The 23,334-nt window shown below is 68.3% G+C and carries 28 protein-coding genes and 1 pseudogene; 12 read left to right on the top strand and 17 right to left on the bottom strand.

Annotated elements, in window-relative coordinates:
* The 3 genes and pseudogenes from V6M42_RS10925 to V6M42_RS10915 form a co-directional block, all read left to right on the top strand.
* Nucleotides 1-199, top strand: a pseudogene (locus tag V6M42_RS10925) (S-formylglutathione hydrolase); the annotation flags it as partial.
* A gap of 25 nt (nt 200-224) precedes the next feature.
* The gene (locus V6M42_RS10920) at nt 225-1,166 is read left to right on the top strand and encodes a DUF4350 domain-containing protein (RefSeq protein WP_332678486.1); all 942 of its coding nucleotides are present in this window, start codon (nt 225-227) and stop codon (nt 1,164-1,166) included.
* A gap of 20 nt (nt 1,167-1,186) precedes the next feature.
* Nucleotides 1,187-1,420: a hypothetical protein gene (locus tag V6M42_RS10915; protein WP_332678485.1), complete on the top strand. Its 234-nt coding sequence runs from the start codon at nt 1,187-1,189 to the stop codon at nt 1,418-1,420.
* Between the two features lie 4 nt (nt 1,421-1,424).
* On the opposite strand, the gene V6M42_RS10910 is transcribed toward V6M42_RS10915, so the two are convergent.
* The gene (locus tag V6M42_RS10910; RefSeq protein ID WP_332678484.1) at nt 1,425-1,787 is read right to left on the bottom strand and encodes a hypothetical protein; all 363 of its coding nucleotides are present in this window, start codon (nt 1,785-1,787) and stop codon (nt 1,425-1,427) included.
* 160 nt (nt 1,788-1,947) lie between these two features.
* On the opposite strand from V6M42_RS10910, the gene V6M42_RS10905 reads away from it, so the two are divergent.
* The 3 genes from V6M42_RS10905 to rpsD all read left to right on the top strand — a co-directional run bounded on the left by V6M42_RS10905 (nt 1,948) and on the right by rpsD (nt 4,352).
* Nucleotides 1,948-2,559: a superoxide dismutase gene (locus V6M42_RS10905; RefSeq protein ID WP_332678483.1), complete on the top strand. Its 612-nt coding sequence runs from the start codon at nt 1,948-1,950 to the stop codon at nt 2,557-2,559.
* 88 nt (nt 2,560-2,647) lie between these two features.
* Nucleotides 2,648-3,589, top strand: coding sequence for an MBL fold metallo-hydrolase (locus V6M42_RS10900; RefSeq protein WP_332678482.1), 942 nt, complete (start codon nt 2,648-2,650; stop codon nt 3,587-3,589).
* A gap of 145 nt (nt 3,590-3,734) precedes the next feature.
* Nucleotides 3,735-4,352, top strand: coding sequence for a 30S ribosomal protein S4 (gene rpsD / locus V6M42_RS10895; RefSeq protein WP_332659380.1), 618 nt, complete (start codon nt 3,735-3,737; stop codon nt 4,350-4,352).
* 92 nt (nt 4,353-4,444) lie between these two features.
* Here the strand turns inward: rpsD and V6M42_RS10890 are convergent, their stop codons facing one another.
* Both V6M42_RS10890 and V6M42_RS10885 read right to left on the bottom strand, forming a co-directional pair.
* Nucleotides 4,445-4,852 carry a hypothetical protein gene (locus tag V6M42_RS10890; protein ID WP_332678481.1) on the bottom strand — a complete coding sequence of 136 codons (408 nt, stop codon included), beginning with the start codon at nt 4,850-4,852 and terminating at the stop codon, nt 4,445-4,447.
* On the bottom strand, nt 4,828-5,652 hold the full coding sequence (locus V6M42_RS10885) for a hypothetical protein (protein ID WP_332678480.1): 825 nt from the start codon (nt 5,650-5,652) through the stop codon (nt 4,828-4,830). Before V6M42_RS10885 ends, V6M42_RS10890 begins: the two co-directional genes overlap by 25 nt.
* 200 nt (nt 5,653-5,852) lie before the next feature.
* On the opposite strand from V6M42_RS10885, the gene V6M42_RS10880 reads away from it, so the two are divergent.
* Nucleotides 5,853-6,242 (top strand): hypothetical protein, encoded by a 390-nt coding sequence (locus tag V6M42_RS10880; protein WP_332678479.1) that lies wholly within the window; start codon nt 5,853-5,855, stop codon nt 6,240-6,242.
* Here the strand turns inward: V6M42_RS10880 and V6M42_RS10875 are convergent.
* The 6 genes from V6M42_RS10875 to V6M42_RS10850 all read right to left on the bottom strand — a co-directional run bounded on the left by V6M42_RS10875 (nt 6,239) and on the right by V6M42_RS10850 (nt 9,839).
* Complete coding sequence (locus V6M42_RS10875) at nt 6,239-6,667, bottom strand: acyl-CoA thioesterase (protein ID WP_332678478.1); 429 nt, start codon at nt 6,665-6,667, stop codon at nt 6,239-6,241. The two genes, V6M42_RS10880 and V6M42_RS10875, sit on opposite strands and share 4 nt — an antisense overlap.
* On the bottom strand, nt 6,667-7,041 hold the full coding sequence (gene grxD, locus V6M42_RS10870) for a Grx4 family monothiol glutaredoxin (protein ID WP_332659375.1): 375 nt from the start codon (nt 7,039-7,041) through the stop codon (nt 6,667-6,669). Before grxD ends, V6M42_RS10875 begins: the two co-directional genes overlap by 1 nt.
* Nucleotides 7,042-7,112: 71 nt before the next feature.
* On the bottom strand, nt 7,113-8,033 hold the full coding sequence (locus tag V6M42_RS10865) for an aldo/keto reductase (RefSeq protein ID WP_332659374.1): 921 nt from the start codon (nt 8,031-8,033) through the stop codon (nt 7,113-7,115).
* A gap of 4 nt (nt 8,034-8,037) precedes the next feature.
* The gene (locus V6M42_RS10860) at nt 8,038-8,277 is read right to left on the bottom strand and encodes a BolA family transcriptional regulator (RefSeq protein WP_332641087.1); all 240 of its coding nucleotides are present in this window, start codon (nt 8,275-8,277) and stop codon (nt 8,038-8,040) included.
* A gap of 57 nt (nt 8,278-8,334) precedes the next feature.
* Nucleotides 8,335-8,850, bottom strand: coding sequence for a GNAT family N-acetyltransferase (locus V6M42_RS10855; protein WP_332659373.1), 516 nt, complete (start codon nt 8,848-8,850; stop codon nt 8,335-8,337).
* Entirely contained in the window at nt 8,847-9,839 is a 993-nt protein-coding gene (locus tag V6M42_RS10850) for a N(4)-(beta-N-acetylglucosaminyl)-L-asparaginase (RefSeq protein WP_332678477.1), read from the bottom strand. The genes V6M42_RS10855 and V6M42_RS10850 overlap by 4 nt, the downstream gene beginning before the upstream one ends.
* Nucleotides 9,840-10,184: 345 nt before the next feature.
* On the opposite strand from V6M42_RS10850, the gene V6M42_RS10845 reads away from it, so the two are divergent.
* Nucleotides 10,185-11,681 carry an ATP-binding protein gene (locus V6M42_RS10845; protein WP_332678476.1) on the top strand — a complete coding sequence of 499 codons (1,497 nt, stop codon included), beginning with the start codon at nt 10,185-10,187 and terminating at the stop codon, nt 11,679-11,681.
* A gap of 22 nt (nt 11,682-11,703) precedes the next feature.
* Here the strand turns inward: V6M42_RS10845 and radC are convergent, their stop codons facing one another.
* The 6 genes from radC to V6M42_RS10815 all read right to left on the bottom strand — a co-directional run bounded on the left by radC (nt 11,704) and on the right by V6M42_RS10815 (nt 17,305).
* Nucleotides 11,704-12,483 carry a RadC family protein gene (gene radC / locus V6M42_RS10840; protein ID WP_332659369.1) on the bottom strand — a complete coding sequence of 260 codons (780 nt, stop codon included), beginning with the start codon at nt 12,481-12,483 and terminating at the stop codon, nt 11,704-11,706.
* Between the two features lie 78 nt (nt 12,484-12,561).
* The gene (map, locus tag V6M42_RS10835; protein WP_332659368.1) at nt 12,562-13,383 is read right to left on the bottom strand and encodes a type I methionyl aminopeptidase; all 822 of its coding nucleotides are present in this window, start codon (nt 13,381-13,383) and stop codon (nt 12,562-12,564) included.
* A 55-nt stretch (nt 13,384-13,438) separates the two neighbouring features.
* Nucleotides 13,439-14,524 (bottom strand): endo-1,4-beta-xylanase, encoded by a 1,086-nt coding sequence (locus tag V6M42_RS10830; protein WP_332678475.1) that lies wholly within the window; start codon nt 14,522-14,524, stop codon nt 13,439-13,441.
* Between the two features lie 20 nt (nt 14,525-14,544).
* On the bottom strand, nt 14,545-14,955 hold the full coding sequence (locus V6M42_RS10825) for a flagellar export protein FliJ (RefSeq protein ID WP_332678474.1): 411 nt from the start codon (nt 14,953-14,955) through the stop codon (nt 14,545-14,547).
* Between the two features lie 13 nt (nt 14,956-14,968).
* Nucleotides 14,969-16,309 (bottom strand): flagellar protein export ATPase FliI, encoded by a 1,341-nt coding sequence (gene fliI / locus V6M42_RS10820; protein WP_332659364.1) that lies wholly within the window; start codon nt 16,307-16,309, stop codon nt 14,969-14,971.
* A 66-nt stretch (nt 16,310-16,375) separates the two neighbouring features.
* Nucleotides 16,376-17,305, bottom strand: coding sequence for an alpha/beta hydrolase family protein (locus tag V6M42_RS10815; RefSeq protein ID WP_332678473.1), 930 nt, complete (start codon nt 17,303-17,305; stop codon nt 16,376-16,378).
* A 152-nt stretch (nt 17,306-17,457) separates the two neighbouring features.
* On the opposite strand from V6M42_RS10815, the gene V6M42_RS10810 reads away from it, so the two are divergent.
* The 4 genes from V6M42_RS10810 (at nt 17,458) to V6M42_RS10795 (ending at nt 21,203) form a co-directional block, all read left to right on the top strand.
* Nucleotides 17,458-18,243: a LytTR family DNA-binding domain-containing protein gene (locus V6M42_RS10810; RefSeq protein WP_332678472.1), complete on the top strand. Its 786-nt coding sequence runs from the start codon at nt 17,458-17,460 to the stop codon at nt 18,241-18,243.
* A 90-nt stretch (nt 18,244-18,333) separates the two neighbouring features.
* Nucleotides 18,334-19,314: a cysteine synthase A gene (cysK, locus tag V6M42_RS10805; RefSeq protein WP_332678471.1), complete on the top strand. Its 981-nt coding sequence runs from the start codon at nt 18,334-18,336 to the stop codon at nt 19,312-19,314.
* Nucleotides 19,315-19,359: 45 nt separating this feature from the next.
* Nucleotides 19,360-20,577, top strand: a complete 1,218-nt coding sequence (locus tag V6M42_RS10800; protein ID WP_332659360.1) for a DUF2336 domain-containing protein — start codon at nt 19,360-19,362, stop codon at nt 20,575-20,577.
* A 191-nt stretch (nt 20,578-20,768) separates the two neighbouring features.
* The gene (locus V6M42_RS10795) at nt 20,769-21,203 is read left to right on the top strand and encodes a MucR family transcriptional regulator (protein ID WP_056617996.1); all 435 of its coding nucleotides are present in this window, start codon (nt 20,769-20,771) and stop codon (nt 21,201-21,203) included.
* A 69-nt stretch (nt 21,204-21,272) separates the two neighbouring features.
* Here V6M42_RS10795 and V6M42_RS10790 read toward each other — a convergent pair whose 3' ends face one another.
* Nucleotides 21,273-22,370 carry a DUF2336 domain-containing protein gene (locus V6M42_RS10790; RefSeq protein ID WP_332659359.1) on the bottom strand — a complete coding sequence of 366 codons (1,098 nt, stop codon included), beginning with the start codon at nt 22,368-22,370 and terminating at the stop codon, nt 21,273-21,275.
* Nucleotides 22,367-23,269 carry a hypothetical protein gene (locus V6M42_RS10785; RefSeq protein WP_332678470.1) on the bottom strand — a complete coding sequence of 301 codons (903 nt, stop codon included), beginning with the start codon at nt 23,267-23,269 and terminating at the stop codon, nt 22,367-22,369. The genes V6M42_RS10790 and V6M42_RS10785 overlap by 4 nt, the downstream gene beginning before the upstream one ends.
* Nucleotides 23,270-23,334: the final 65 nt, after the last annotated feature.

The following is a 23,334-nucleotide window of genomic DNA, read 5'->3' as shown; positions in this document are numbered from 1 at the left end:
CGACATCCTGATCGACCAGGGCGATGCCGATCCCTTCCTGACGGAACAGCTGAAGCCCGATCTGCTGGTTCAGGCCGGCGAGGCCGCGGGGCAGAGGATCACCCTGCGGATGCAGCCGGGATACGACCACTCGTACTTCTTTATGGCCAGTTTCATCGGCGACCATGTCGCCTTCCATGCGGCGCGTCTGAAGGGGTAGGGTGGGCCAAACCGGAGGGGTTTCGATGAGACGTTTCGCCTTTGCCCTCGGCCTGATCGCCCTCGCCGTCGCCGCGCCCGCCGCGGCGCAGCAGATGACCGATCCGGACTTCCATCCCACGGTGGCCCGGCCCGCCTTCGCCGCGGACGGCCCGGTGGTCGTCATCGACGGAGCGCACAATAATTTCCACACCGTCGACGGCCGTTACGCTCCGTTCGTCGCGCTGTTGCGGGCGGACGGCTATCAGGTGCGCGGCGGGACCGCGGCCTTCGACGCGGGTGGGCTGGACCGGGTCGGAGTGATGGTGATCGCCAACGCGGGACCGTCCGATGGCGGTTCGCCCTTCACCGCGAGCGAGATCGAGGCGGTCGAGGCCTGGGTGCGAGGTGGCGGGAAACTGCTGCTGATCGCCGATCATACGCCGTTCGGCTCGGCGGCCGAGGCGCTGGCGATACGTTTCGGGGTCAGGATGGGCAAGGGCTACGCCTTCGCCATGACCGACGACGGCGACCTGACCACCAACCTGACCTATCCGGCGGAAGCGTTCGGGGATCATCCGATCATCGCGGGGCGAAGCGCCGATGAGCGGGTTGCGAGCGTGACCGCCTTCACGGGTCAGTCCCTGCAGGGGCCAGCGGAAGCGGTGACGCTGTTGCCGATGACCTTGGGCGCGCGTGAGGCGCGGGACCTGCCGACGCTTCAGGCGCTGGCCGAACGGCTGAACGGCGGCGCGGCGCGAGCGGCCGCCCTTGAGGAGTTCTCGACACCCGCCCTGCCGGCGCAGGCCCTGGCGTTCGATCACGGACAGGGACGGGTGGTGGTGCTGGGCGAGGCCGGCATGCTGTCAGCCCAGGTCGTCCGCTTTCCGGACGGCCGGCCCGAGACGCGGTTCGGCATGAACGTGGCGCCGGGCAATGCGCAGTTCGGGCTGAACATAATGCACTGGCTGAGCGGCCTGCTGCCCTGAGTTTTGTGCTAGCAGGGCGAATGACCGAGACCAGCGCCCCAGACTACGCCCCGATGTTCGCCGCCCTGTGCGTGGAAGTCGGCTTCTGCCTTCATCCGAAGGGCGAGGCCCGGGTCCAGGCGGCGCTGGCCAACGGGCTGGATGCGGCGGTGCGCGCCGTCTTCGACGCCGAGGGCGTGGACTTCGCCTCCTCGACGGGGGATCTCAGGCGCGCCGTGCGGGACTGCCTGAAGGCGCATCTGCCGCAGGGCTGAGGCTTCACTCGCCCTTGGGACCCCGTCGTCCGTCCCGGTCGCGGCGGTCATCCCGATCATGATCCCGGCGTCCATCGCGACGGCCGTCCCGGTCTCCGCGATCGCGGCGGTCCCGATCGCGATCCTGGTCCCCGTACTGCGACACGGGATAGTAGGTCGGCGCATTGACGGCATAGGCCGGGACGCAACTCTGTTGCAGCACGCCGAAGCGGTCCGTGTACCAGGTGCAGACCGGTTCGTTGGCCAGGTCGTAGGCCGCCTGGTCAAGACCCGTGGCCACAGCATCCCAGAAGGCCGGGTCGCTGGTGCAGCCGCCCAGACCGACGCCTGCCGCCGCCAGGGCGATCAACGTGTTTCGCGTTCGCATGCCGTTTCCCCCGCTTCCCCGAAGCTTAACCATTTGCACCGTCGTGCAGCTATTGCCCGGATGCAAGCGTTTGAAGACCGATGAAATCCGTCGCTGACGCTTGGGCCTGCCGTCCGGGCGCCTACATGCAGACCTGTCCAGTCGCCAAAGGAGCCTCCCCATGGCCTTCACGCTTCCGCCCCTCCCTTACGCCTATGACGCCCTGGAGCCGGCGATCGACAAGGAGACGATGACCTTCCACCACGACAAGCACCACCAGGCCTATGTCGACAAGCTGAACGAGGCGGTGGCCGCTGACGCCGGCCTGCAGGGCAAGACGCTGGAACAACTGTTCGCCTCGATCTCGAAAGCCCCCAAGGCCGTGCGCAACAACGGCGGAGGACACTGGAACCACAGCCTGTTCTGGGAGCTGATGGCCCCCGTCGGCGAGACCGGCGAACCCTCGGCCGAACTGGCCGCCGCCATCGACCGCGATCTGGGCGGGCTGGAGACGTTCAAGGAAGCCTTCAACGCCGCCGGCGCCGGCCAGTTCGGCTCGGGCTGGGCCTGGCTGATCGTCCAGGACGGCAAGCTGAAGGTGACCTCGACGCCTAACCAGGACAATCCGCTGATGGACGTAGCCGAGGAGCGGGGCGCCGTGGTCTTGGCCGCCGACGTCTGGGAACACGCCTATTATCTGAAATACCAGAACCGCCGGCCTGATTATCTGAAGGCCTTCTGGACGGTGGTGAACTGGAACAAGGCCAACGAACTGTTCGCCGCGGCGAGCTGATCGCCGGAATTTCCTGTTCCGCAATGGCGCGAGGGATGCGGCGGCCTGTTTCAATGGCTGCCGTATCCCGCCCACGGAGAGCCGACCGATGAACGTGCATGCCCGCCTCGCCGCCGCCGCGCTGATCCTGGCGTCGATCACCGCCTGTTCGCCCGAGGCGGACAAGTCCGCCTCGCCGGCCGCAACGACGCCCGCGACGGTTCAGAGCCCCGACGCCCACGCCTTCCGGATCGGGGCGCTGGAGGCGGTGGCGCTCAGGGACGGCGAGATCGTCCTTCCGAACGCGGCGAACGAAAGCCCTTGGTCGGACACGGCCGGGGCGCGGACCGTGTTGACCGGCGCGGGCCAGCCCGGGGACGCCATTCACCTGTCGGTCCAGCCGCTGCTGGTGCGGGACGGCGAGCGCGTGGTGTTGATCGACACCGGCGCGGGCGGGCGAATGGGCACGCAGAACAAGCTTGTGGGCTCCCTGCGGGCCGCCGGGGTCGATCCGACGACGGTCACCGATGTCCTGATCTCGCACGCGCATGGCGACCACGTCGGCGGCCTGGTCGGGGCGGACGGCTCGCTGACCTTCCCCAACGCGGCGGTGCGCATCAGCGAGCCGGAGTGGGAATATATGAAGGCCGGCGCCGCCAGGGCCGGTGAAGCGGCCCTGCTGGCGGCGGTGACGCCCAAGGTCCAGCCTTTCGCGCCGGGGGCCCAGGTGACGCCCTCGATCAGCGCCGTGGCGCTGGCCGGCCATACGCCGGGGCATTCGGGTTATGAGATCGTCTCGGGCGCGGAGCGGCTGCTGTATATCGGCGACGCCATGCATAGCTCGGTCATCTCGGTGCAGCGGCCCGACTGGGTCAACGGCTGGGACACCGACGGGGCCGCGGGGGTGGCGACGCGTCAGGGTCTGCTGGAGCGCGGGGCGGCCGGGTCGCTGCGGGTCTACGGCGTGCACTTCCCCTTCCCGGGACTGGGCCGGTTCCAGCGCAAGGACGACGGCTTCGTCTGGGTTCCTGAAACGACCGCCCAGCCTTGACTCTGCGGGGCGTGGCCGTCATAAGCCCGCCCTCACGCATCCGGCCCGCCGGACGCGCGAACCACTACGGACGATGCGTGGACCGCCGTTGAGATCGTCTCTCCAGTTGGGGAGGGACCGGGCCGCATCATGAGAAGAGTGACACATGTCCAAGCGCCATAGCGCCAAGTACAAACTCGACCGGGTCATGGGTGAAAACCTGTGGGGTCGCGCCAAGTCCCCCGTCAACAAACGCTCGTACGGCCCCGGCCAGCACGGCCAGCGCCGCAAGTCGAAAGTCTCTGACTTCGGCCTGCAGCTGAAGGCCAAGCAGAAGCTGAAGGGCTACTACGGCAACATCACCGAGAAGCAGTTCGCCGCGACGTACGAGGAAGCCTCGCGCCGCAAGGGCAACAGCTCGGAGAACCTGATCGGCCTGCTGGAGTCCCGCCTGGACGCCCTGGTCTATCGCGCCAAATTCGTTCCGACCGTCTGGTCGGCCCGTCAGTTCGTCAGCCACGGCCACGTGACCGTCAACGGCAAGAAGGTCGACATCGCGTCGTACCGTCTGAAGGTCGGCGACGTCGTCGAGGTCAAGGAAAAGTCCCGCAACATGGCGCTGGTGCTCGAAGCCCAGCAGTCGTCGGAACGCGACATCCCCGACTACATCGAGCTGGGCGACCGCGGCTTCTCGGTCCGCTTCGTCCGCGTGCCGGAACTGGCCGACGTGCCGTTCCCGGTGAAGATGGAGCCGAACCTGGTCGTGGAATACTACTCCTCGTAAGGACGGTGTCCCGCCCCGGCGGGATCCGGAAAACAGAAGAGCCCCGGAGCGATCCGGGGCCCTTTTTCGTGACCGGTCTGCAGCGGCGCCCCCTATTCCGTTTTTTCAGCGGGGGCGGGGGCGGGTTGCGCTGTCGCGGCGGCGGGGCCCGCCGACGGACTGCCGTCCGCCGGTTTGCGGCATTTCACATCGATGAAGGCCTCGGTGATGCGGCACGCCTGGGCTTCGATGCCGGGCTCGCCCGTAGGGCAGCCCTTTCCGGGGCACGGCAGATTCTCGGGACCGCACTGGAACCTGTAGTGGGTGCGCTGGAGGCTGCAGGTCGACGCCCCTACGGCGGTTTCGTCCATCTGGCCGCATCGTCTGTCACCGGGACAGATCACGAAGGCCATCTGATCCTTGACGGGCAATCGCACCGTGCTTCCGGAGGTCTGGCCGGCGTCCTGGCAACCGGCCAGGGCCAGCAAGCCCAGGCTCAGGGCCGCAATTCTCGACGACACGTTAAGGTAGCCCATCCTCGTTCCTCCAAGAAATCCAGAAACTCCCGTCGGCTCGTGGCGCCCTCGCGATCGAATGCGCATAGAATTGTCTTACGCCCGTCCGAGTGAAAGTCCAGCGTTACGCGAAAGGACAGATCGGGCGCGCGCCGAAGTTGCTTGAGCGCATCTTTGAAACTCGAGTAGCGATCGCAGGTCGTGGACTGGCCGCGACAGTTGGCGAACGAAAATCCGAGCCAAACGGAATTCGAAGACCCGCCGGGAACGGTCAGCAACTCTGGCCTCCGCTCGATCACCATCAGGCCCATCCGCCCGGGCTTGGGCGGCCCGAGGCCGGTCGCCGGGACGCAGCGCGCGTCGATGGGGCAGTCGGCGGTGCGATCCAGCCCGACAGGCAGGGTCACCGGGTCGAGCGAGCCGTCATACGGAAACCGCGCCACGGCGGCCTGCGTGCCCGCGATCTCCGCATACGCCTGTATGGCGACATCGCCATAGTCGGCGCGGGCGGTGTTGATCATGCCGGTTTCGACGGCGAGCATCAGGACATCGGTGGAAGGCGTCGGGGCGTCCCGATACAGGTAAACATACTGCGGAGGCAGCAGGACAATCTCGGAGCCCCGGATCGACTGGAAGGTCCCCAGCAGGAAGATGCTCAGGGAAAGCAGGAAGGCCGCGACCGCGGCGCCGGCCTCGGTGATGCGCCATCTCGCGGTCTTCAGCTCATCCTTGCGGGCGGGCGTCGTCGGCGGCTCGCCGGGCTTCGCGCTCCGTCTGGGACGTCGGATCGGCCGGTCATCCGCCATCGTCGTCGCCGTTTCGCCGCCCGCCTTGTTTGGCCGACCGTCGATAGCCTAACGGTTTGAGACCCGCTGGCAAAGGTCGGGCCGAAGCGCCCGGTCGGCAAGGCCGTCCCTCGACACGGTCGTTTCGCACAGGGGGCGGGTTTCGCCGCGCCGCGAACAGGCGTATTTCCCGGAGTCCAGGGTTGGCGAGGAGGCCGGGGATGAGACTGATCGCGACAGCCGCCGCCTTGCTTGCGCTTTGCCCCCTGCTGTCGGCCTGCGTGATCGCGCGGCAGTTCACGGATCAGCCCCGGATGCCGGAAACAGCGGCGCTGCCGGGCCATGTCGAGCCGGTTCACGCCGCGGTCATCGCCCAGAACCAGGCCGCCTTCTGGGTCAGTTCGAACGGCTGCACGGCCAAGGCCGACATCCAGCCGGTGGTGCGCCAGTCCAGCGACGGGCCCATCATCACCCTGCGCCGGATCAAGGAAGACCGCTGCCGTCAGGTACAGCCCGAAGGCGTCGAGATGCGCTGGTCGTTCGAGGAACTGGGTCTGGCGGACGGCACGCGCCTGTCGGTCGAGAACCCGTACCAGCTGCCGCCGGGCTAACGCCGCTCGAAGGCGGGAACCATCGTCGCCGGAATACGGTGCGGCCGCATGGTCGCGGCGTCCACCAGCACCCATTCCGAGACGCCCTGGGCGCACAGCCGGCCCTCGCCGTCCTCGATGCGGACATAGCGGTTGAAGCGCGGTCCCTGCGGATCGCCGACCCAGGTGCGGGCCGCGACGCCCTGAGCTTCCGGAGGCAGGGGGCGGAAGTAGTCGATCTCGTGCCGGACGGCGACCCAGGACCAGCGGGCGCGGGTTTCGCTGTCGAAGCGGGCGTTCCAGTGGGCCGTGCCGGCGTCCTGGAGCCAGCCGACATAGACCACATTGTTCACATGGCCGTTGTCGTCGATGTGTTCGGGCAGGACCGTCAGCGGGACGACGAAGATTTCGCGGTCCTCGCGGGGTTCAAGGACCGCGCGCGCCATCAGGCCTCGGCGTCTTCGCCCAGGGCCACGCCCTTGTCGGCCATCAGGGTCTGAAGTTCGCCCGCATTGAACATTTCGCGCACGATGTCCGAACCGCCCACGAATTCGCCCTTCACATAGAGCTGCGGGATGGTCGGCCAGTCGCTGAAGGTCTTGATGCCGTCGCGCAGGGCTTCGTCCTGCAGCACGTCGACGCCGACGAAATTCGCGCCGATGTGGTCGAGGATCTGGACCGCCAGAGAGGAGAAGCCGCAGCGCGGCGCGTCGGGCGTGCCCTTCATGAACAGGACGACGTCGTGCTGTTTCACCGTCTCGCCGATGAAGGCGTGGACGGGATCAGCGCCGGCGGCGGAAGTCACGGCTTGGTCGGTCACGGGGATACTGGCCTCTCGGTGAAGGCCGTCAGGTATGGGCCCGGGGGCAGGGGGTCAAGGGGCGTGCGACGTCAGGCCGCCTTGGCTCCGGCGACCCGCGCCATCTCGATCTGGGCGGCCAGGCCCGGCGGCATGTCGCGGTCCGGGACCAGCGACAGGCTGTTCAGCCGCTCGATGTCGCTGGCCTCGATCAGGACGCTGGAAACCGAGGGATCCGTCAGGGCGTAGGCCAGACAGATAGCCTCTGCGGTCCAGTTGTTCGTGCGGTGCAGGAAGGCGAAGGTGCCGGCGTGGGCCAGGGGGCCTTCCTTGACCTTGGGGCCGCCGAAACCGAACAGGCCCCGCTTCTTCTCGACGTGGGCGGTGGCCGCCTTCTTCGCGGTGTTCAGACTGTCGGGGAAATAGCCGTAGACGAAGATGGCCATGTCCTGCTCGCGGGCGGCGCGCAGGCGCGAACGGATCTGCCAGCTGGCGTTGACGTGGAAGGGCGTCGCCAGCACGTCGAAGGCGCCGGTGGAGACATAGGTGTCCATGACGTCGCCGTCGCCGGACACGCCCAGCAGACGCACGCGTTCAGTGGCGCGCAGGGCCTTCAGCGCGTTCAGGGTGGACTGGGGCAGTTCATTGTCGACCGGCTCGTCCAGCAGGGCCATGTCGAACCAGCCGAGGCCGGAGGCGTGCAGGGCCTTGTCGATGGCGGAGGTGATGCCCTCGGCCGAGAAGTCGCGGTCCGAGCCGCGGCGGCCGTCGCCGGCCCCGAGGGTCAGCGAGACCTGAACCAGCTTGCGGTCGACGTGCTTGAGCGCCTGGCCCAGCACCTCGGCGAGCACGGGATCGGCGGTTTCCAGGCGGTAGCTGTTGATGCCGGCTTCCAGCGCAGAATAGACGAGTTCGCGGCCGGCCTCGGGGCCGCCGGCGATGTCGCGGGCGCCGAGGCTGAGGGTGAGGGCCGAAACGGCCTGTCCGGCGACGCCGAAGGGACGGTAGCGCATGGTCTCAGTCTCCCGCCGGCGCGGCTGTTTCGAGCGCCAGCGCGTGTAGTTCGCCGCCCATTTTTCCCTTCAGCGCGGCGTAGACCAGCTGATGCTGGCGCACGCGGGGAAGACCGGCGAAGGCCGTGGAGACGATACGCGCGCGATAATGGTCGCCGTCGCCGGCCAGATCGTCGATGACGATCTCGGCGTCGGGAAAGGCTTCGGTCAGATGGCCGCGAAGCGTTTCGACAGGCATGGGCATGGAAGGCGCGGTCCCCGGATGGAGCCGGGATCATGCCGCGTAAACCTTAATGGCTGGCTACGCCGCCGTCCGCTCCAGCAAGACGATCGGCGCGCCCTTGTAGGCGGTCTCGACATAGGGGACGTAGCCGGCTCGCCTTGCAAGAGCATGCGACGGCGCGTTGTCGGGCGAGATCATGCAGACGGTGCGGGGGGCGTTCAGGGTGTCGTCGCACCAGGCGAGGGCCGCGGACAGGGCCTCGAAGGCGAAGCCCTTGCCCTGGAAGCGCGGCGCGACCCCCCAGCCGAGCTCGGGCGCGTCGAACGCCGGGGTCATGATGCGGCGATAGTCCAGCACGCCGACACTGCCGACATAGGCGCCTGTCGCGGTTTCCCGGATGGCCCAGTTGCCGTAGCCGAGCGCCTCCCAATGACCGATGTCGCGCAGCAGCCGGAACCATACATCCTCCGAACTCAGGGGCGCGGGGAAGATGGCCGTGGCGAAGGCTGGATCGGCCCAGAGGGCGACCAGGTCGTCGAGATCGGCGAGGGTCACGGGGGCCAGCGTCAGGCGTTCGGTGACGAGGGTGGTCATGCGAACAGGGCTCCTGCGCGTTCGATGCGGGTGCGGCCGGCGGAGTCTGTGACGGCGTAGGTGAAGCCCGGCTGGAGGGCGAAAGCGCCGGCGCGTCCGGCCTTGTCCAGCGCCAGCAGGGCGACCTGCGAGGCGGCGACCTTCGCTCCCCGCAGGCGGGCGAGGCGTTCGATCACCGCGCGGCAGGCGGCGGTCGGGTCGAAGCCGTGGCGCATGGCCTCGACCACCGAATGGGAGCCTGTCACGCGCACCACGTCCTCGCCGACTCCGGTGGCCGTGGCCCCGCCGATCTCGTCGTCGATATAGAGGCCGGCGCCGATGATCGGACTGTCGCCGACCCGGCCGCGCATCTTGAAGGCCATGCCGGACGTGGTGCAGGCGCCGGCCATGCGCTGGTCCGCGCCGATCGCCAGAAGGCCGATGGTGTCGTGATTGCCCGGGCCGCCAGGGGTTCCCCTCCAGTCGGCGTTCTCGCTGTTGGGGCGCGGGGCGTAGTCGGCGGTCTTCAGCCATTCGCGCCAGGCCGCCTCGGCGCGGGGCGTCAGCAGGGTCTGCGTTTCGAAGCCCTGATCGACGGCGAACGACCGCGCGCCGGCGCCGACCAGCATGGTGTGGGGCGTGCGTTCCATGACCCGGCGGGCCACGGAGACGGCGTGGACGACGTCCTCCAGCGCGCAGACCGCGCCGATGTCGCCCGCCCAGGTCATGATGCAGGCGTCCAGGGTCACCCGGCCGTCGCGGTCAGGCAGGCCGCCCAGACCGACCGAGGTGTTGCTCTCGTCAGCCTCGGCCACGCGACCTCCGGCCTCGACCATGTCCAGCGCGGAACCTCCGCCCTGACGCGCGGCCCAGCCCGCGGCGTTGGCCGCGGCGCCGAAATCCCAGGTGGAGACCATGACGTCAGGCGTGCGATCCCGGGCCGCCGCCGATCCGGCGACGGCGACGAGCGGCGCGGCGCCCAGAACGGCCCTGCGGGTCTGCGCGCTCATGGTCGCTTCGGTTGGTTGAGGATGATCAGATTTCTGACCGGCAGGTCGGGCACAGGATGGATCCTCTTCGCTGTCGGTCAGGCGTTCGCGCCGCCTCTACCGCTGTTCCGTTCATCTGGCCGACCGTAGCAGAAATGGCGCTGAACGCTGGATCAAGGAGCCGCCGGGCAGGGGCAGGGGCAGGGAACGCGCTAGGTGTTAAGAAATTTTCACGCTAGCCTTCCTGGACGGGCCTGGGCGCCTTTATCCGGGGGGGACGCGGGCGTGCCTCACAATCGGTTGGGACTTTTCGACACACCGCCGGATCGGCGACAGATACGGCTCAGCATCGGAATCGTCTGCCTGGTGGGGGTCACCCTGCCGTTGATCTGGCCCCTGCGCGCGGTTCCGCTGCCCGCCCTCAATGCATTCGCCCCGACGATCGACGCGATCATGTTTCTCGGGGAGGCGATAACCGCGACCCTGCTTTACGCCCAGGCGTCCGTCTTTCGATCCCGAGCGCTTGTCGTCCTCGGCACCGGATATGCGGTCACCGCCTTGCTGGTCGTGGCGCACGGGCTGACCTTTCCGGGCGCCTTCGCCCCCGAAGGGTTGCTCGGCGCCGGGACAAGCACGGCGGCATGGCTCGCCTACGGAAGGCGATGGGTCTTTCCGCTCGTCGTGATTCTCTATGTCTGGCTGAAGCGGGAAGAGGCCGTAGCCGTCCCGGGGACAGAACGACCCGCCATTCGGGTCGGCGTGTGGGTCCTCGCCGCAGTCGCGATTGCGGCGGCGATTACGCTGCTGACGACGGTCGGAAAAGACTTTCTTCCAGCCTATTTCTTCAACCGATCCGACGTCATCTATTCCCATGCAGTCTGGTATCAAGCCGCGCTGCTCACGGGATTCGCCACCGCCGGGATCATGCTGTTCCGAGCGCGCAAATCCGTGCTCGACATGTGGCTTCTCGTCGCCGTGGCGTGCTGGGTGATCGAGACGCTGACCGTCATGATGCTCTCCGCCCGGTTCACTGCCGGCTGGTATGTCTTCTTCATCGTGTCGGTGTTTTCACACCTCATTGTGATGCTGGCCCTGATCGCAGAATCCAACCGGCTCTATGCGCGGCTGGCTCTGGCCACGATCGGACGGAACCGGGAACGCAACGCCCGGCTGATGTCCCTGGACGCGGTCGCCGCCGCCATCTCCCACGAAATCGGCCAGCCGCTCACGGCCATTCGCCTCCAGGCGGGGATGGGCCGGAGCCGGCTCGAGGTCACGCCCCCGGATGTGCCGAGTGCGATCGGGGCGTTCGACGCGGTTCTTGAGGCCGAACATCGGACGTCCGACGTCATCAAGAGCATCCGGGCCATGTTCGGCCAGCGTCGGGGCGGGCGAACCCAGTTCAACCTCAACGATCTGGTGCGCGAGACCGCGCTGGTGATGGACCGTGACCTGACCGCCCACAAGGTCTCACTGGAACTCTCGCTGGATGAAACGCTGCCGCCCATTCTGGCCGACCCGATCCAGATCCAGCGCGTGCTCGTCAACCTGATTACGAACGGGATCGAGTCCCTCGACAGCGTGAAGAACCGACGTCGCAAGATAACGGTCAGCTCCAGGGCGGCGGAAGGCACGGCTGTGTTGCTCGAGGTCAGCGACAACGGCGCCGGCATCGCGCCCGATGCGCTGGACCAGATCTTCGAGGTCTATTTCACCACCAAACCGACGGGCGTCGGCCTGGGCCTTTCGCTCTGCCGGATCATCATCGAGGCCTGCGGCGGGCGGCTCTGGGCCTCGCGCGGCAGGGTGTATGGCGCGACATTCCACCTGCAACTGCCGCGCAGCGACGCGTTCGCGCAATGAGACCGTCAGGCTGCGCCGACGCCTAGATCAGGCCCAGTTGCCTGAAACTGGCCACGCCGGCGCGGCCGACGACCAGGTGGTCATGCACGTCGACGCCGAGAGCCCGGGCCGCCTCTATCACCAGCCGCGTCATCTCGATGTCGGGCCGCGAGGGCGTCGGATCGCCCGAGGGGTGATTGTGAACGATGATCATGGACCTGGCCGACAACTCCAGCGCCCGGCGCACGACCTCGCGCGGATAGACGGGGGCGTGGTCGACGGTGCCGCGGTTCTGGATTTCGTCGAGGATCAACTGGTTGCGGTTGTCGAGGTAGAGGACGCGGAACTGTTCGCGCGGCTCATGCTGGAGGCTCAGGCGGACATAGGCGACCAGGGCGGTCCAGGATGAGATGACGGGGCGGGCGGCGGCCTCTTCGCGGGTGACGCGGCGGGCGACCTCGTGCAGGGCGGCGAGGTCGAGGGCGGTTTCGGCGCCGACACTCCTGATCCGGCCCTTCGCGTCCTCGGCGCGGACGGTCATCAGGTCCTCGACGGAGGCGGCCAGCACCGCCGCCAGTGAGCCGAACCGGGCCAGGAGGGCCTTGGCGACGGGCTTGACGTCACCCTGCGGCTGACTGCGGAACAGGAACAGTTCGAGAAGCTCGTAGTCGGGGAGGTGGGGAAGGCCGGCGCCGCGGGCGCGGTCGCGCAGGCGTTCGCGATGGCCAGACAGGCCGGCGCCCCGGATAGGGACGACATCGGCGGACGGCGCGGCCTGACGCGGCGCGGGAGCCGTTATCGGGAAGGGCAATACGGCGGACATGGCGACCTCCGGACGAAGGGGCGCACGATGCCAGAACAAAAAAGGAACGTCCAGCGGTTCGCCGCTGCGGTCGGCCGGTCAGAATTTCGGGCGGAAGAGACCGGCAGGGCTGGCGCTGAAGATTTCCAGACCCGTGTCGGTCACCCCGATGGTGTGCTCGCACTGGGACGACAGGGACTTGTCGCGGGTCACGGCGGTCCAGCCGTCGGACAGAACCTTCACGTGCGGCTTGCCCAGGTTCACCATCGGCTCGACGGTGAAGAACATGCCGGTCTTGAGCGTCGCCCCCTCGCCGCGGCGGCCGTAGTGCAGGACGTTGGGGCTGTCGTGGAAGAGCCGGCCGATGCCGTGGCCGCAGAAATCGCGCACCACCGACATGCGGTTGGCCTCGACCACCTGCTGGATGGCGTAGCCGATGTCGCCGAAGGTGTTGCCCGGCTTGACCATGGCCAGGCCGGCGTCGAGCGAGTCATAGGTGACGTCGATGAGCTTCCTCGCCCGGGCGTTGATGTTCCCGACCGGATACATGCGGCTGGAGTCGCCGTGCCAGCCGTCGACGATGACGGTGTGGTCGATGTTGACGATGTCGCCGTCCTTGAGAACCTTGTCGCCGGGAATGCCGTGGCAGACGACGTGGTTGATCGAGGTGCAGATCGTCTTCTCGTAGCCCTTGTAGCCGAGGCAGGCGGGCAGGGCGCCGTGGTCCAGGGTGAACTCGCGGATGCGATCGTCGAGCTCGCCGGTGGTCACGCCCGGGACCACGAACGGCGTGATCATGTCGAGGGCCTCGGCGACCAGACGGCCGGCCTTGCGCATGCCCTCGAAGGCCTCGGCGTCATGGACGCGGATCTCGTGGGTGCGGACGAAGGCGTCGTCGTCCAGTTCGGGGGTCTCGTACATTCGATCGGCTTTCGGGGCGGGCTCGGGTCTCAGGTGGGAGACTATAGCACAAACCTCAAGGCCGGGTTGAGGCGGGCTTTCGGCCCGGGAACGCGTCCGCCACCGCGGCATAGGCGGGATTGGCCCGACCGTTCGCATCGAGCAGGAGCGGGCTGTCGTCCGTCCAGCCCTTGCCTTCGGGGCGGAGGAGCCAGCTGTCCGTATCGCGCAGGCCCCAGGTGGTGAAGGCGTACCGCTGGCGTTCGGGCAAGGCCATGAAGGCCGCAGCCAGTTCTCCGACGCGGGCGACCTGCTGGCCGCGCTTCGTGGCGAGGGAGCGGGTGTCGAGGCGGTTGTCGGAGCGCAGGGAGAAGTCCAGCTCGGACACATGGATCGGCAGGCCGAGGGAGCCGGCGTCCTTGAAGAAGGCGGCGATCTGGCCGGCGGGGATCTCGATGTCGAGGTGGGACTGGGTGCCGATGCCGCCGATGGGGGCGCCGAGGGCGAGCAGGCGTTCCACCAGACGAAGGAAGGTCGCGCCCTTCCGCGGAATGTTCTCGAGATTGTATTCGTTGAGGAAGAGGACCGCCTCCGGGTCGGCGGCGCGGGCCTGTTCGAAGGCGCGGACGATGTAGCCTTCCTGACCGAGGGCCCGGCTGAAATGGCAGTCGCGCAGGCCGTCGCCGTCCTCGGCCACCGGCTCGTTGACGACGTCCCAGCCGGCCATCCGGCCGCGATAACGCCCGGCGACAGTCGAGACATAGCGGTCGTATTCGGCGGCGAAACGGGCGCGGGGAAGATCGTCGGTGAAGGCGTCCTGACCCTGGGAGTACCAGACGAGGGTGTGCCCGTGGACCCGCATCCCCTGTTCGCGGCCCCAGTCGACGATGCGGTCCGAGGCGGAGAAGTCGCATGTGAAGTCGGGCTGCAGGATGCGTTCGGGCTTCAGCTCCCACTCGGGGGTGAGCTGGCTGACGTGCTTGCGCATCTGGGCGACCCAGACCGGGTCCGACAGCTGACCTGTCATGCCGGTGGCGCCGAAGGGGAAGGGGGCGAGATCCTTCAGCGGCGCGGCTTCGGGGCCGGGCGTGCGGGCGGAGGCGAAGCGGTTGCAGGCCGCGAGGGCGAGAGACGTGGCGAGCAGGGAGCGGCGATCGATCATGGCCCTGCTCGAGACGCGGATCAGCCGGCGTGGCGGCGCAGGCCCAGTTCGTCGAAGGCGGCGGTTTCCCGCTTGCCGGCTGCGATGATGCTGTTCAGCCGGGTGGTTTCAGCGACGTGTTCGAACTTCTTCAGTTCCTCGAAGGCGCCGGTGAGGGCGTCGCGGGCGCCTTCCTCCTCGGCGTTGATGACGACGACGTCGGCCTCGGCCGCGCCCTTGCGGAGCTTCCAGCCGCTCAGATAGGCCTGAAGCATCATGGCGGCGTCGGCGTCGGAGCGGGCGCGTTCCTGTTCGATCTCGGCCTCGGCCTCGAGAACGGCGATGCGCATTTCGGCGGAGGCGCGGCGGGCGGTGATCTCCGCGAGGCGCTTCTGCAGCGTCTCGACCTCGTAGTTCGAGATGCGGATCAGCGATTGGGCCCAGGCGGTCATCTGCGTACTCCGGTCACTGGATCATTCCCTGGTTCAGGATTGCTTCCAGCTGGGTAAAGGAATCGGAAAGAGGCGTGTGATCGTCCTTGTCCTGGCCGAGGAACGCCTCGAGCGCGGGATTCAGGGCGATGGCGCGGTCGACGATGGGGTCGGCGCCGGTGCGGTAGGCGCCGATGCGGATCAGCTCTTCCATGTTGGCGTAGGCGCTGAGGCACTGGCGGGCGCGCTTGTTCAGTTCGCGCTCGGGCAGGGTCTGGCAGGCGGGCAGGGTGCGGCTGACCGACTTCAGCACATCGATGGCCGGGAAGCGGCCGCGCTCGGCGATCTTGCGGTCCATGACGATGTGGCCGTCGAGAATGCCTCGCACGGCGTCGGCGATGGGCTCGTCATGGTCGCCGCCGTCGACCAGCACGGTGAACAGGGCGGTGATCGGTCCGGCGGTGGTGCCGTCGGGGCGGACCGGGCCGGGGCCGGCGCGCTCCAGCAGCTTGGGCAGTTCGGTGAAGACGGTGGGCGTGTAGCCCTTGGTGGTCGGCGGCTCGCCCGCGGCCAGGCCGATCTCGCGCTGGGCCATGGCGAAGCGGGTGACGGAGTCCATCAGGCACAGGACCTCCAGATCCTGATCGCGCAGGTATTCGGAGATGGCCATGGTCATATAGGCGGCCTGCCGGCGCTTCAGCGCCGGCTCGTCCGAGGTGGCGACGACGACGATGGCGCGGCGCAGGCCTTCCTCGCCGAGGGTTTCCTCGATGAATTCGCGGACCTCGCGGCCGCGTTCGCCGATCAGGCCGACGACGACGACGTCGCAGGTGGCCTGACGGGCGAGCATGGACAGCAGGACCGACTTGCCGACGCCCGAGCCGGCGAAGATGCCGAGGCGCTGGCCGCGGCAGGTGGTGGTGAAGACGTCCATCGAGCGGACGCCGAGGTCGAGCCGCTCTCCGACCCGGCCGCGCGAGTGGGCCGGGGGCGGGGGGGCGCGCAGGGGATAGGCGGCAGGGCCTTGCGGCAGCGGCCCCTTGCCGTCGATGGGCTGGCCGAAGGCGTCGATGATCCGGCCCAGCCAGGCGGTGGTCGGCCGGACGCTGGCGGCGGCGGAGACGATGCGGATGTCGGCCCCCGGGGCCACGCCCTCGACCGGGCCGAACGGCATCAGCAGGGCCTTGGCGTCTCGGAAGCCGACGACCTCGGCGGGCAGGGGGTGCAGATGGCGGCGCTCGATCTCGGCGCGCGCGCCGACGGCGAGGCGCGACAGGCCGCCGCGCGATTCAATCAGCAGTCCGTTCACGCCCGCGACCTTGCCGGTCACGACAAGCGGATCGACGGCTTCAACGGCGGTGGCGAGATTACGCAAGATAGGGCCCCGGAACAGTGGTTCAGGGATGCGTCATCGTGGTTAACCGGACGTGAAGGGGCCGGCTCAGAGCGTCTCGCGGAAGAAGCGTACGACCTCCTGGTTGAGCTGCCGGTGGAAGGCGGTCCGGTCAAATCCCGGCTTCGAGGCGCACAGCACCGGCAGGGCCTCGCGCATCGCCGGCGCGCAGGGCGGGAGGAAGTCGTAGTGGGTGGCGTCGGCGACGCGATGATACTCGGGCGGCCTGCCCAGCCGGTCGCGGATGGGCTCGACATTGAAGGGGGTCGGCAGGATTTCATCGTCGGCGGCCTGCCACAGCTGGATCGGGATCTGTACGGCCGCGAGGCTTTCGTCGGTGAAGGCCATGCCGAGGGCCGGGGCCGCGATGACCGCGGCCTTCACGCGGGGATCATGGCCCACGGGGCGCCAGGTCGGCACCGGGAGGGGGCGCTGCGCCAGAAGGCGGCAGGCGAACACCTGGGGCTGTTCCTCGCAATGACGAAGGATAAGCAACGGATCGCTGACGCCGCCGGCGATCGCCGTGACGGTGAAGCCGCCGGCCGAGAAGCCGAAGGCGCCGATCCGGCCGGGATCGATGGCGACCGGCCCCGACCAGTCCTGCGTCATGTGATCGATCAGGAGGCTGACGTGGCGAGGGCGAGCGCTGAGCTGGGTTGATTGGCTGTCGTCGCGCCAGTTGTCGCCGGGGTGGGTAAGAGCGGCGACGACGAAGCCGGCCCCGGCGAGCGCTTCGGCTGTGTCGTAGTGGCCGCGATACCATCCGCCGTTGCCGTGGGAGATGACAATGAGGGGATGGGGCGCCCCGGACGAAGCCTGATCCGGAAGCCAGACGCCGGCCTCGATCTCGCCGCCGTCGGGATCAGCGAAACGGAATGCCATATCCGCTTCCTGGGCCGTGGCCGGGGCGGCCGGCGCGAGAGTCCAGGCGCCCATAAGGGCGGCGATCAGGGCGAAGGAAGCGCGATGCAATGACATGTGATGGTCCGGGAGGTCGGCGAAGTCCCGGATCGTCGGCCCTCGGGTCGGCCGCCGCCAGAGCCGCTTCGCCAACGGGCGAACGGGTTCGCGGTCCGGCCAGCAGTTCCCCGCGGAAATCGCTGCGTTATAGTGTCGGCCAAGGGGGAACGATGATCGAAACGCCGAATACGGCCCGCGCCTGGACGACGGAGCTGGCGGTCTGTCTGGGGACGGGCGCCATGCTGGGCGTGATCGGTCCCTTCGGCAGTTTCTTCAACGACACGCTCCCCGTGCGGGTCGCCTACTGGGCCGGGGTGTTCCTGGTTTGCGGCATTGTGTTCGGCCTGACGATCCGGGTGCTGGCGCCCCGCGCGCGGACCGGCGGCGTGCCGGTGTGGGCCTGGGCGCCCATGATGGTGCTGGCGCTCGGAATCCCTCTGGCCTGGGTCACCCGCGCGATGGCCGCCGCCCTGTGGCCCGGGATTCTCCAGGCCGTGAGTCCTTTGGACTGGTACGGTCAGACGGTGATGGTGAGCCTGATCTATGTGGCGCTCTACGGCGCGCTGCGCCGGCGCCCTTCGCACGCTGCCGTCGCGCAGACCACGACCGATCCGGCGACCCCGCGCATCCTGCGCCACCTGCCGGCCCGGCTTGGCCGCGACCTCCTGTGCCTGTCGATGGAGGATCACTATGTGCGGCTCCATACGATCCATGGCTCAACCCTGGTCCTGATGTCCCTGAGCCAGGCGATGGATGAGCTCAGCGATCTCGAAGGCCTGCAGGTGCATCGGTCGTGGTGGGTCGCCCGCAATGCGGTCCAGGGCGTGATCGAGGACGGCCGCAACATCCGGATCCGGCTGAAGGGCGGAATCGAGGCCCCCGTGTCGCGCACGAGCGTTGCACGTCTGCGCGCCGCCGGCTGGCTGGACACCCCTGCAGTCCCGGCCCGGGCGTGACCTTGCACGGACCAGGGCAGACCGGCAGTTTCACCTTTTTCCTGCCGGGGAAGCGCCTATGTTCCCCGGACTCAAGCCCGGAGCACCGCCATGTCAGACGCCTCCTATGATCCTTCCCGCCACCTGAAGGCCGGACGCGGCAAGGTGTATGGGTCGATCCTCGACACCATCGGCGACACCCCGATCGTTGGTCTGCCGCGCCTGTCGGCCGAGTATTCGCCCAAGGCGACCGTGCTGGCCAAGCTGGAGTTCTTCAATCCGATCGCCTCGGTGAAGGACCGGATCGGCGTGGCCATGATCGATGCGCTGGAACAGGCCGGGAAGATCGGGCCGGATACGGTGCTGATCGAGCCGACCAGCGGCAACACCGGCATCGCCCTGGCCTTCGTCGCCGCGGCCAAGGGTTATCGACTGATCCTGGTCATGCCCGAGAGCATGTCGATCGAGCGGCGCAAGATGCTGGCCCTGCTGGGGGCGGAACTGGTTTTAACGCCGGCCGAGAAGGGCATGAAGGGGGCCATAGCCATGGCGCAGGAACTTCTGGACCGGACCGCCGGGTCAGTTTGCCCCTCGCAGTTCGACAACCCGGCCAACCCGGCCATCCACCGGGTCACGACGGCTGAGGAAATCTGGAACGACACGGCCGGCGCGGTCGACATCGTCGTCGCCGGGGTCGGCACCGGGGGCACGATCACCGGCGTCGGCCAGGTGCTGAAGGCGCGCAAGCCTTCGCTGCGAATGATCGCCGTGGAGCCGACGGCGTCGCCGGTGCTGTCGGGCGGCGAGCCCGGCCCGCACAAGATCCAGGGGATCGGCGCGGGCTTCATCCCGCCCAACGTCGACCGTTCGGTCATCGACGGGGTCGAACAGGTGTCGAACGAGGACAGTTTCGACATGGCCCGCAAGGTCGCGCGGGTGGAAGGAATCCCCGTCGGAATATCCTCGGGCGCAGCCCTGACGGCGGCCTTCCGCATCGCGTCGCGGGATGAAAACGCCGGCAAGACCATTGTCGCCATCGTCCCAAGCTTCGCCGAACGCTATCTGTCGACGGCGCTGTTCGAGGGGTTGTAACCGTCACAGGCGGTTAACCGGCGCCGCCGTAACGTCGGCGCCGACATGTCCGATCTCGCGCCCATCACCGAGGAGCCCGCCCCGGAAGGCGGTTTCCGCGCGCGCCATGCGCTGCTGAAGCGCCTGGCCGATGTGGTGTCCCTGCCCGCCAGCCGGATCAACGCGTTCGAGCGGGCGGTGACCGGCGACCTGCTGGTCGAAATGCTCCGACTGGCGAGCGCCGAGGACCGGCGTCGCGTGGCCCAGCGTCTGGCGCCGCTCGCTGAACTGCCCAATGCGCTGGCGCGGATGCTGTTGCGCGACGATCCCGAGATCGCGGGCCTGCTGATCGAGCAGTGCGCCTCGCTGTCGGACGCCGACCTGGTGGCCTGCGCGCGCGACACCGGTCCGGAGCACCGGTTCCTCATGGCCAGCCGCCGGTCGTTGTCCGAGGTCGTGACCGAGACCTTGCTGAGTTTCGGTGAAAGCCACGTCATCGAGGCGGTGCTGCGCAACAACACCGCCCGCCTTTGCCAGACCGCCATTGAGTGCGTGGTCAGTCTGAGCCGGCAGGAGCCGCAGCTGTGCGGTCCCGTGCTGAAGCGGCCTGAACTCCGCCCGTCCGGGGCCTATGTGATGTTCTGGTGGTCGTCGGCCGAGGATCGCCGGACCATTCTGCAGCGCTTCGCCGTATCGCGGGAAGTCATGCAGGAAGTGGCCGAGGATGTCTTCGCCATGGCGGCGGAGGAAAACTGGCAGGACCCGGTCTCGCGCAAGGCCCTGCAGTTCATCGAGCGTCGCCAGCGCAACCGCGCCGCCATCGCCAAGAGTCCCTACGGAGGACTGGAGCAGGCCGTGGCGGCCGCGGCCGCCGGCGGACTGAACCGCGAGGTCGCGACGGAGATCGCCTATCTGTCCGGGATCAAGCCGATAACCGGGGCCAAGATCATGGGCGACCCCGGCGGCGAACCGCTGGCGATCCTTTGCAAGGCCACGGGTCTGGGCAAGAGCGATCTGCTGGGCCTGTGGCGATCGATGCGCCGTCCGGAAACGGATGAGGACGGGTCGGTTCATCCGGCGTGGGAGCGCGTGCAGGTCACCTACGACATGCTGGCGGTCGATCGGGCCCAGACGGTGCTGCGTTACTGGAACTGGTCGCTGTCGTCCGCCTTGACGCCGGCTCTACTCAGGGCCATCCGGGACGGCGAAGAAGAGGGAATCGACGATTACTCCGCTCCCGAACGCGCCGCTATGCTGGCCCTGGCGGAAAATTTCGGACGTTGAATACCGCGGCGCAACCAAAAGCAAAGCCGCTTTCTACCCGAACGGGCAACACCTATAGTAAACTCGCGCACGCCAGAGGATCAGCGTTGCGATGATTGTGGCTGTGGTTGCTTTCAGTACGGAACAAATCTATTGACCTCATCATCGACTGATTCAGTCCAGATTTGAGTTTAGCAAGACGGGGCCCGCACGTGGAAGACAACGCTCAACTGCTCGAGATGACCGCGGACATCGTGTCCGCCTATGTCGGTAACAATAACGTTCAGGCGACTGAAGTGCCGGGGCTGATCTCCAGCATTCACGCCGCCCTGACGCAGGTTTCCAACGGCGCCGTCGAACCCGAACCCGAGGTCAAGGATCCCGCGGTTCCGGTGCGCAAGTCGATCACGCCCGATTTCCTGATCTGCCTGGAAGACGGCCGCAAGTTCAAGTCGCTGAAGCGGCACCTGCGCACCAAATACAACATGAGTCCCGAAGAATACCGGGCGAAGTGGGGCCTGGCGAAAGACTATCCGATGGTCGCGCCGAACTACGCCAAGGCCCGTTCGGACCTGGCCAAGTCGATGGGGCTGGGCCAGGGCGGCCGCAAGCCCGCTCGCGCCGCTGCCGGCCGCGCCAAGAAATAATCCGCCTGTCGCGGCATGAGACGCCCGCTTCCGGAAACGGAGGCGGGCGTTTTCACGTCCGGCGTCGGGTCAGGCCGCCTGGGCTCCGCGGCGCATGCGCCAGAAGCGCAGGGTGCGCAGGGCCGCGTCGCGACTGAGGTCGGCGTACATGCGGGCGTAGGCGCGAGCCTTGGCCATTGCATCGCCGTCGTCGTTCAGCAGCACAACCGCATAGGTCAGGAACAGGGCGCGATCCAGGTCGGCTGACTTGCAGACGACGGCCAGGGCGTCCAGCTCGCGGCGTTCGATGATCTGCCGCGCGGTGTGGAAGTCGATGTCCGACAACTGGGCCAGGGCGATGAGGAAGGATGTGGTTCCGCCCGAGCGCAGGAAACGGGCGAGCATCTGCGGCGACAACTGGTCGGCGGCCTTCAGTTCCTCGACGTAGGCCAGACACTCGGCGTAGTCGGCGGGCAGGGCGCCGTCGTCGGTGGCGACCCGGGTGCGACCGGCGGCGATGGCGCTTTCCAGCAGAGCCGGATCCAGCCGCGCGTTCTGCTCGAGGATCTGGGTGCGGAGGCGGGCCTCGACCACGAAATACATCTCGTTCAGCAGGTCCGGCGGAAGGCTTGTGCGCTCGACCGCCGCCTCGTGCAGGGCCGGATTGACCTTGGCGCGTTCGATGGCGGCTTCCGAGGCCTGACGCGACAGCCGGGCCCCGTCGTTGCGCAACAACGTGCCGAGGGTCACGTCGTCGCCACGCTCGACGATGACGTCCGAGACAGCCTCGGAGACCGACGGCCGGGCCGAGACGGCGCGCAGATGGTCCTGGCCGTGCTCGCGCACGACGCTGAGCAGGTCCTCGTCCGTCAACACGGGAGAAGAGGCCAGCACCGCGCCGGCCACGGCGGCCTCGTCGTTGGCCAGCCGGCGGATCAGGTTATGGGGCGCGTCGGGAGCCGAGGCGAAGCGGGCCGAAAGCTCGGCGCGGACGGCCAGTTCCATGTCCGCCGTCAGCCGGGTCAGGACGGCGCCGTACAGGGTGTCTTCCGTCGCGGTGCGCGGCGTACCGCCGAAGAAATGATCAGTCAGTTCACGCAGCAGGGCGCGCCGCTTCTCGCTGGAGCCCTCTTCCGCCAGGGCGATCAGGTCGGGAAGGCGCGAGGACGCGAACTCAGCCTCGCTCACTGATGGTCCCCGTCGGAAGCGGCGGGAACGGGCCGGGTCCGACCCTGGTTGTCGCGGATCAGGTTCGGGCCCTGCTCGGGCTCGGCCAGATCCTGCGAGGCGGGCGTCTGGGTCATGGTGATGGCCAGGGCGTCGACATAGGTCGGCTCGGGCATCGCCAGGGAATCGGGCTGACGGCCATTCTGGCGATGGACGGAGTAGTAGCGGGCGCCTTGCTGGGGCGGACGTTCCCCGGTGTTGACCACCTCGGCGACGTAGCGAGGCCTGGGAGCGGGGGCCGGCTCCTGCGCGACGGCGGCCTCGGGAGCAGGCTCAGGCGAGGGCGGCGCCTGCTGGATGCGGAAGATCGGCGCGTCACGACGGGGCGCCATCGGATCGGCCGGTTGGTCTGAGGCGGCGCTTGTGCCCGAAGGCGCGGGCTCGGGCGGCGCTGCATAGACGATGTCGGCGGGCGCGTGCTGGCCGCGCCGTCCCTGGTCAGGGAGATATTCGGGTATCGCTGCGGGTCGGGAGGCGGGCGGCGGCGAAGCTGCTTCCGACCGGACCGGAACCGTCGCGATCACAGCGGGAGCCGGAGCCGGTGCCGGAGCTGCCGGTCGCAGCCAGGAGTCGGCGGGCGTCAGGGTTCGCCGGGGCGCGGGAGCGGGGCGCGGCGCCGCGGCGGGTTCGACCGCGCCGAAACCGCCGTGGGGAATAACGAGGTTGGTGCGGCGCAGGTCCGTGCGCGCCGCCTCGGGCGCGGGCGCGGGCGCGTTCGGGGCGGGCGCGGCGGCGTTCCGGCCCGGCCACGAGATCTGACGCAGATCCTGCCGGACGGCCGGCCGGGTCTGCGCGGCTGCGGCGCCGGTCAGCGTCGTAGCGACGAGGAGCGCGATCGGGAGGCTGAGGACGCGACGCAAGGGGCGGCTCCGGACGCAGGGACTGGAGCCCCAGGCTAGCCGTCAGGGCCTTAAGGCCGGGCTAA

The sequence above is a fragment of the Brevundimonas sp. genome (assembly GCF_036677305.1).
In the GTDB taxonomy this organism is placed as follows: domain Bacteria; phylum Pseudomonadota; class Alphaproteobacteria; order Caulobacterales; family Caulobacteraceae; genus Brevundimonas.
This window is presented reverse-complemented; position numbering and strand designations above follow the sequence as displayed.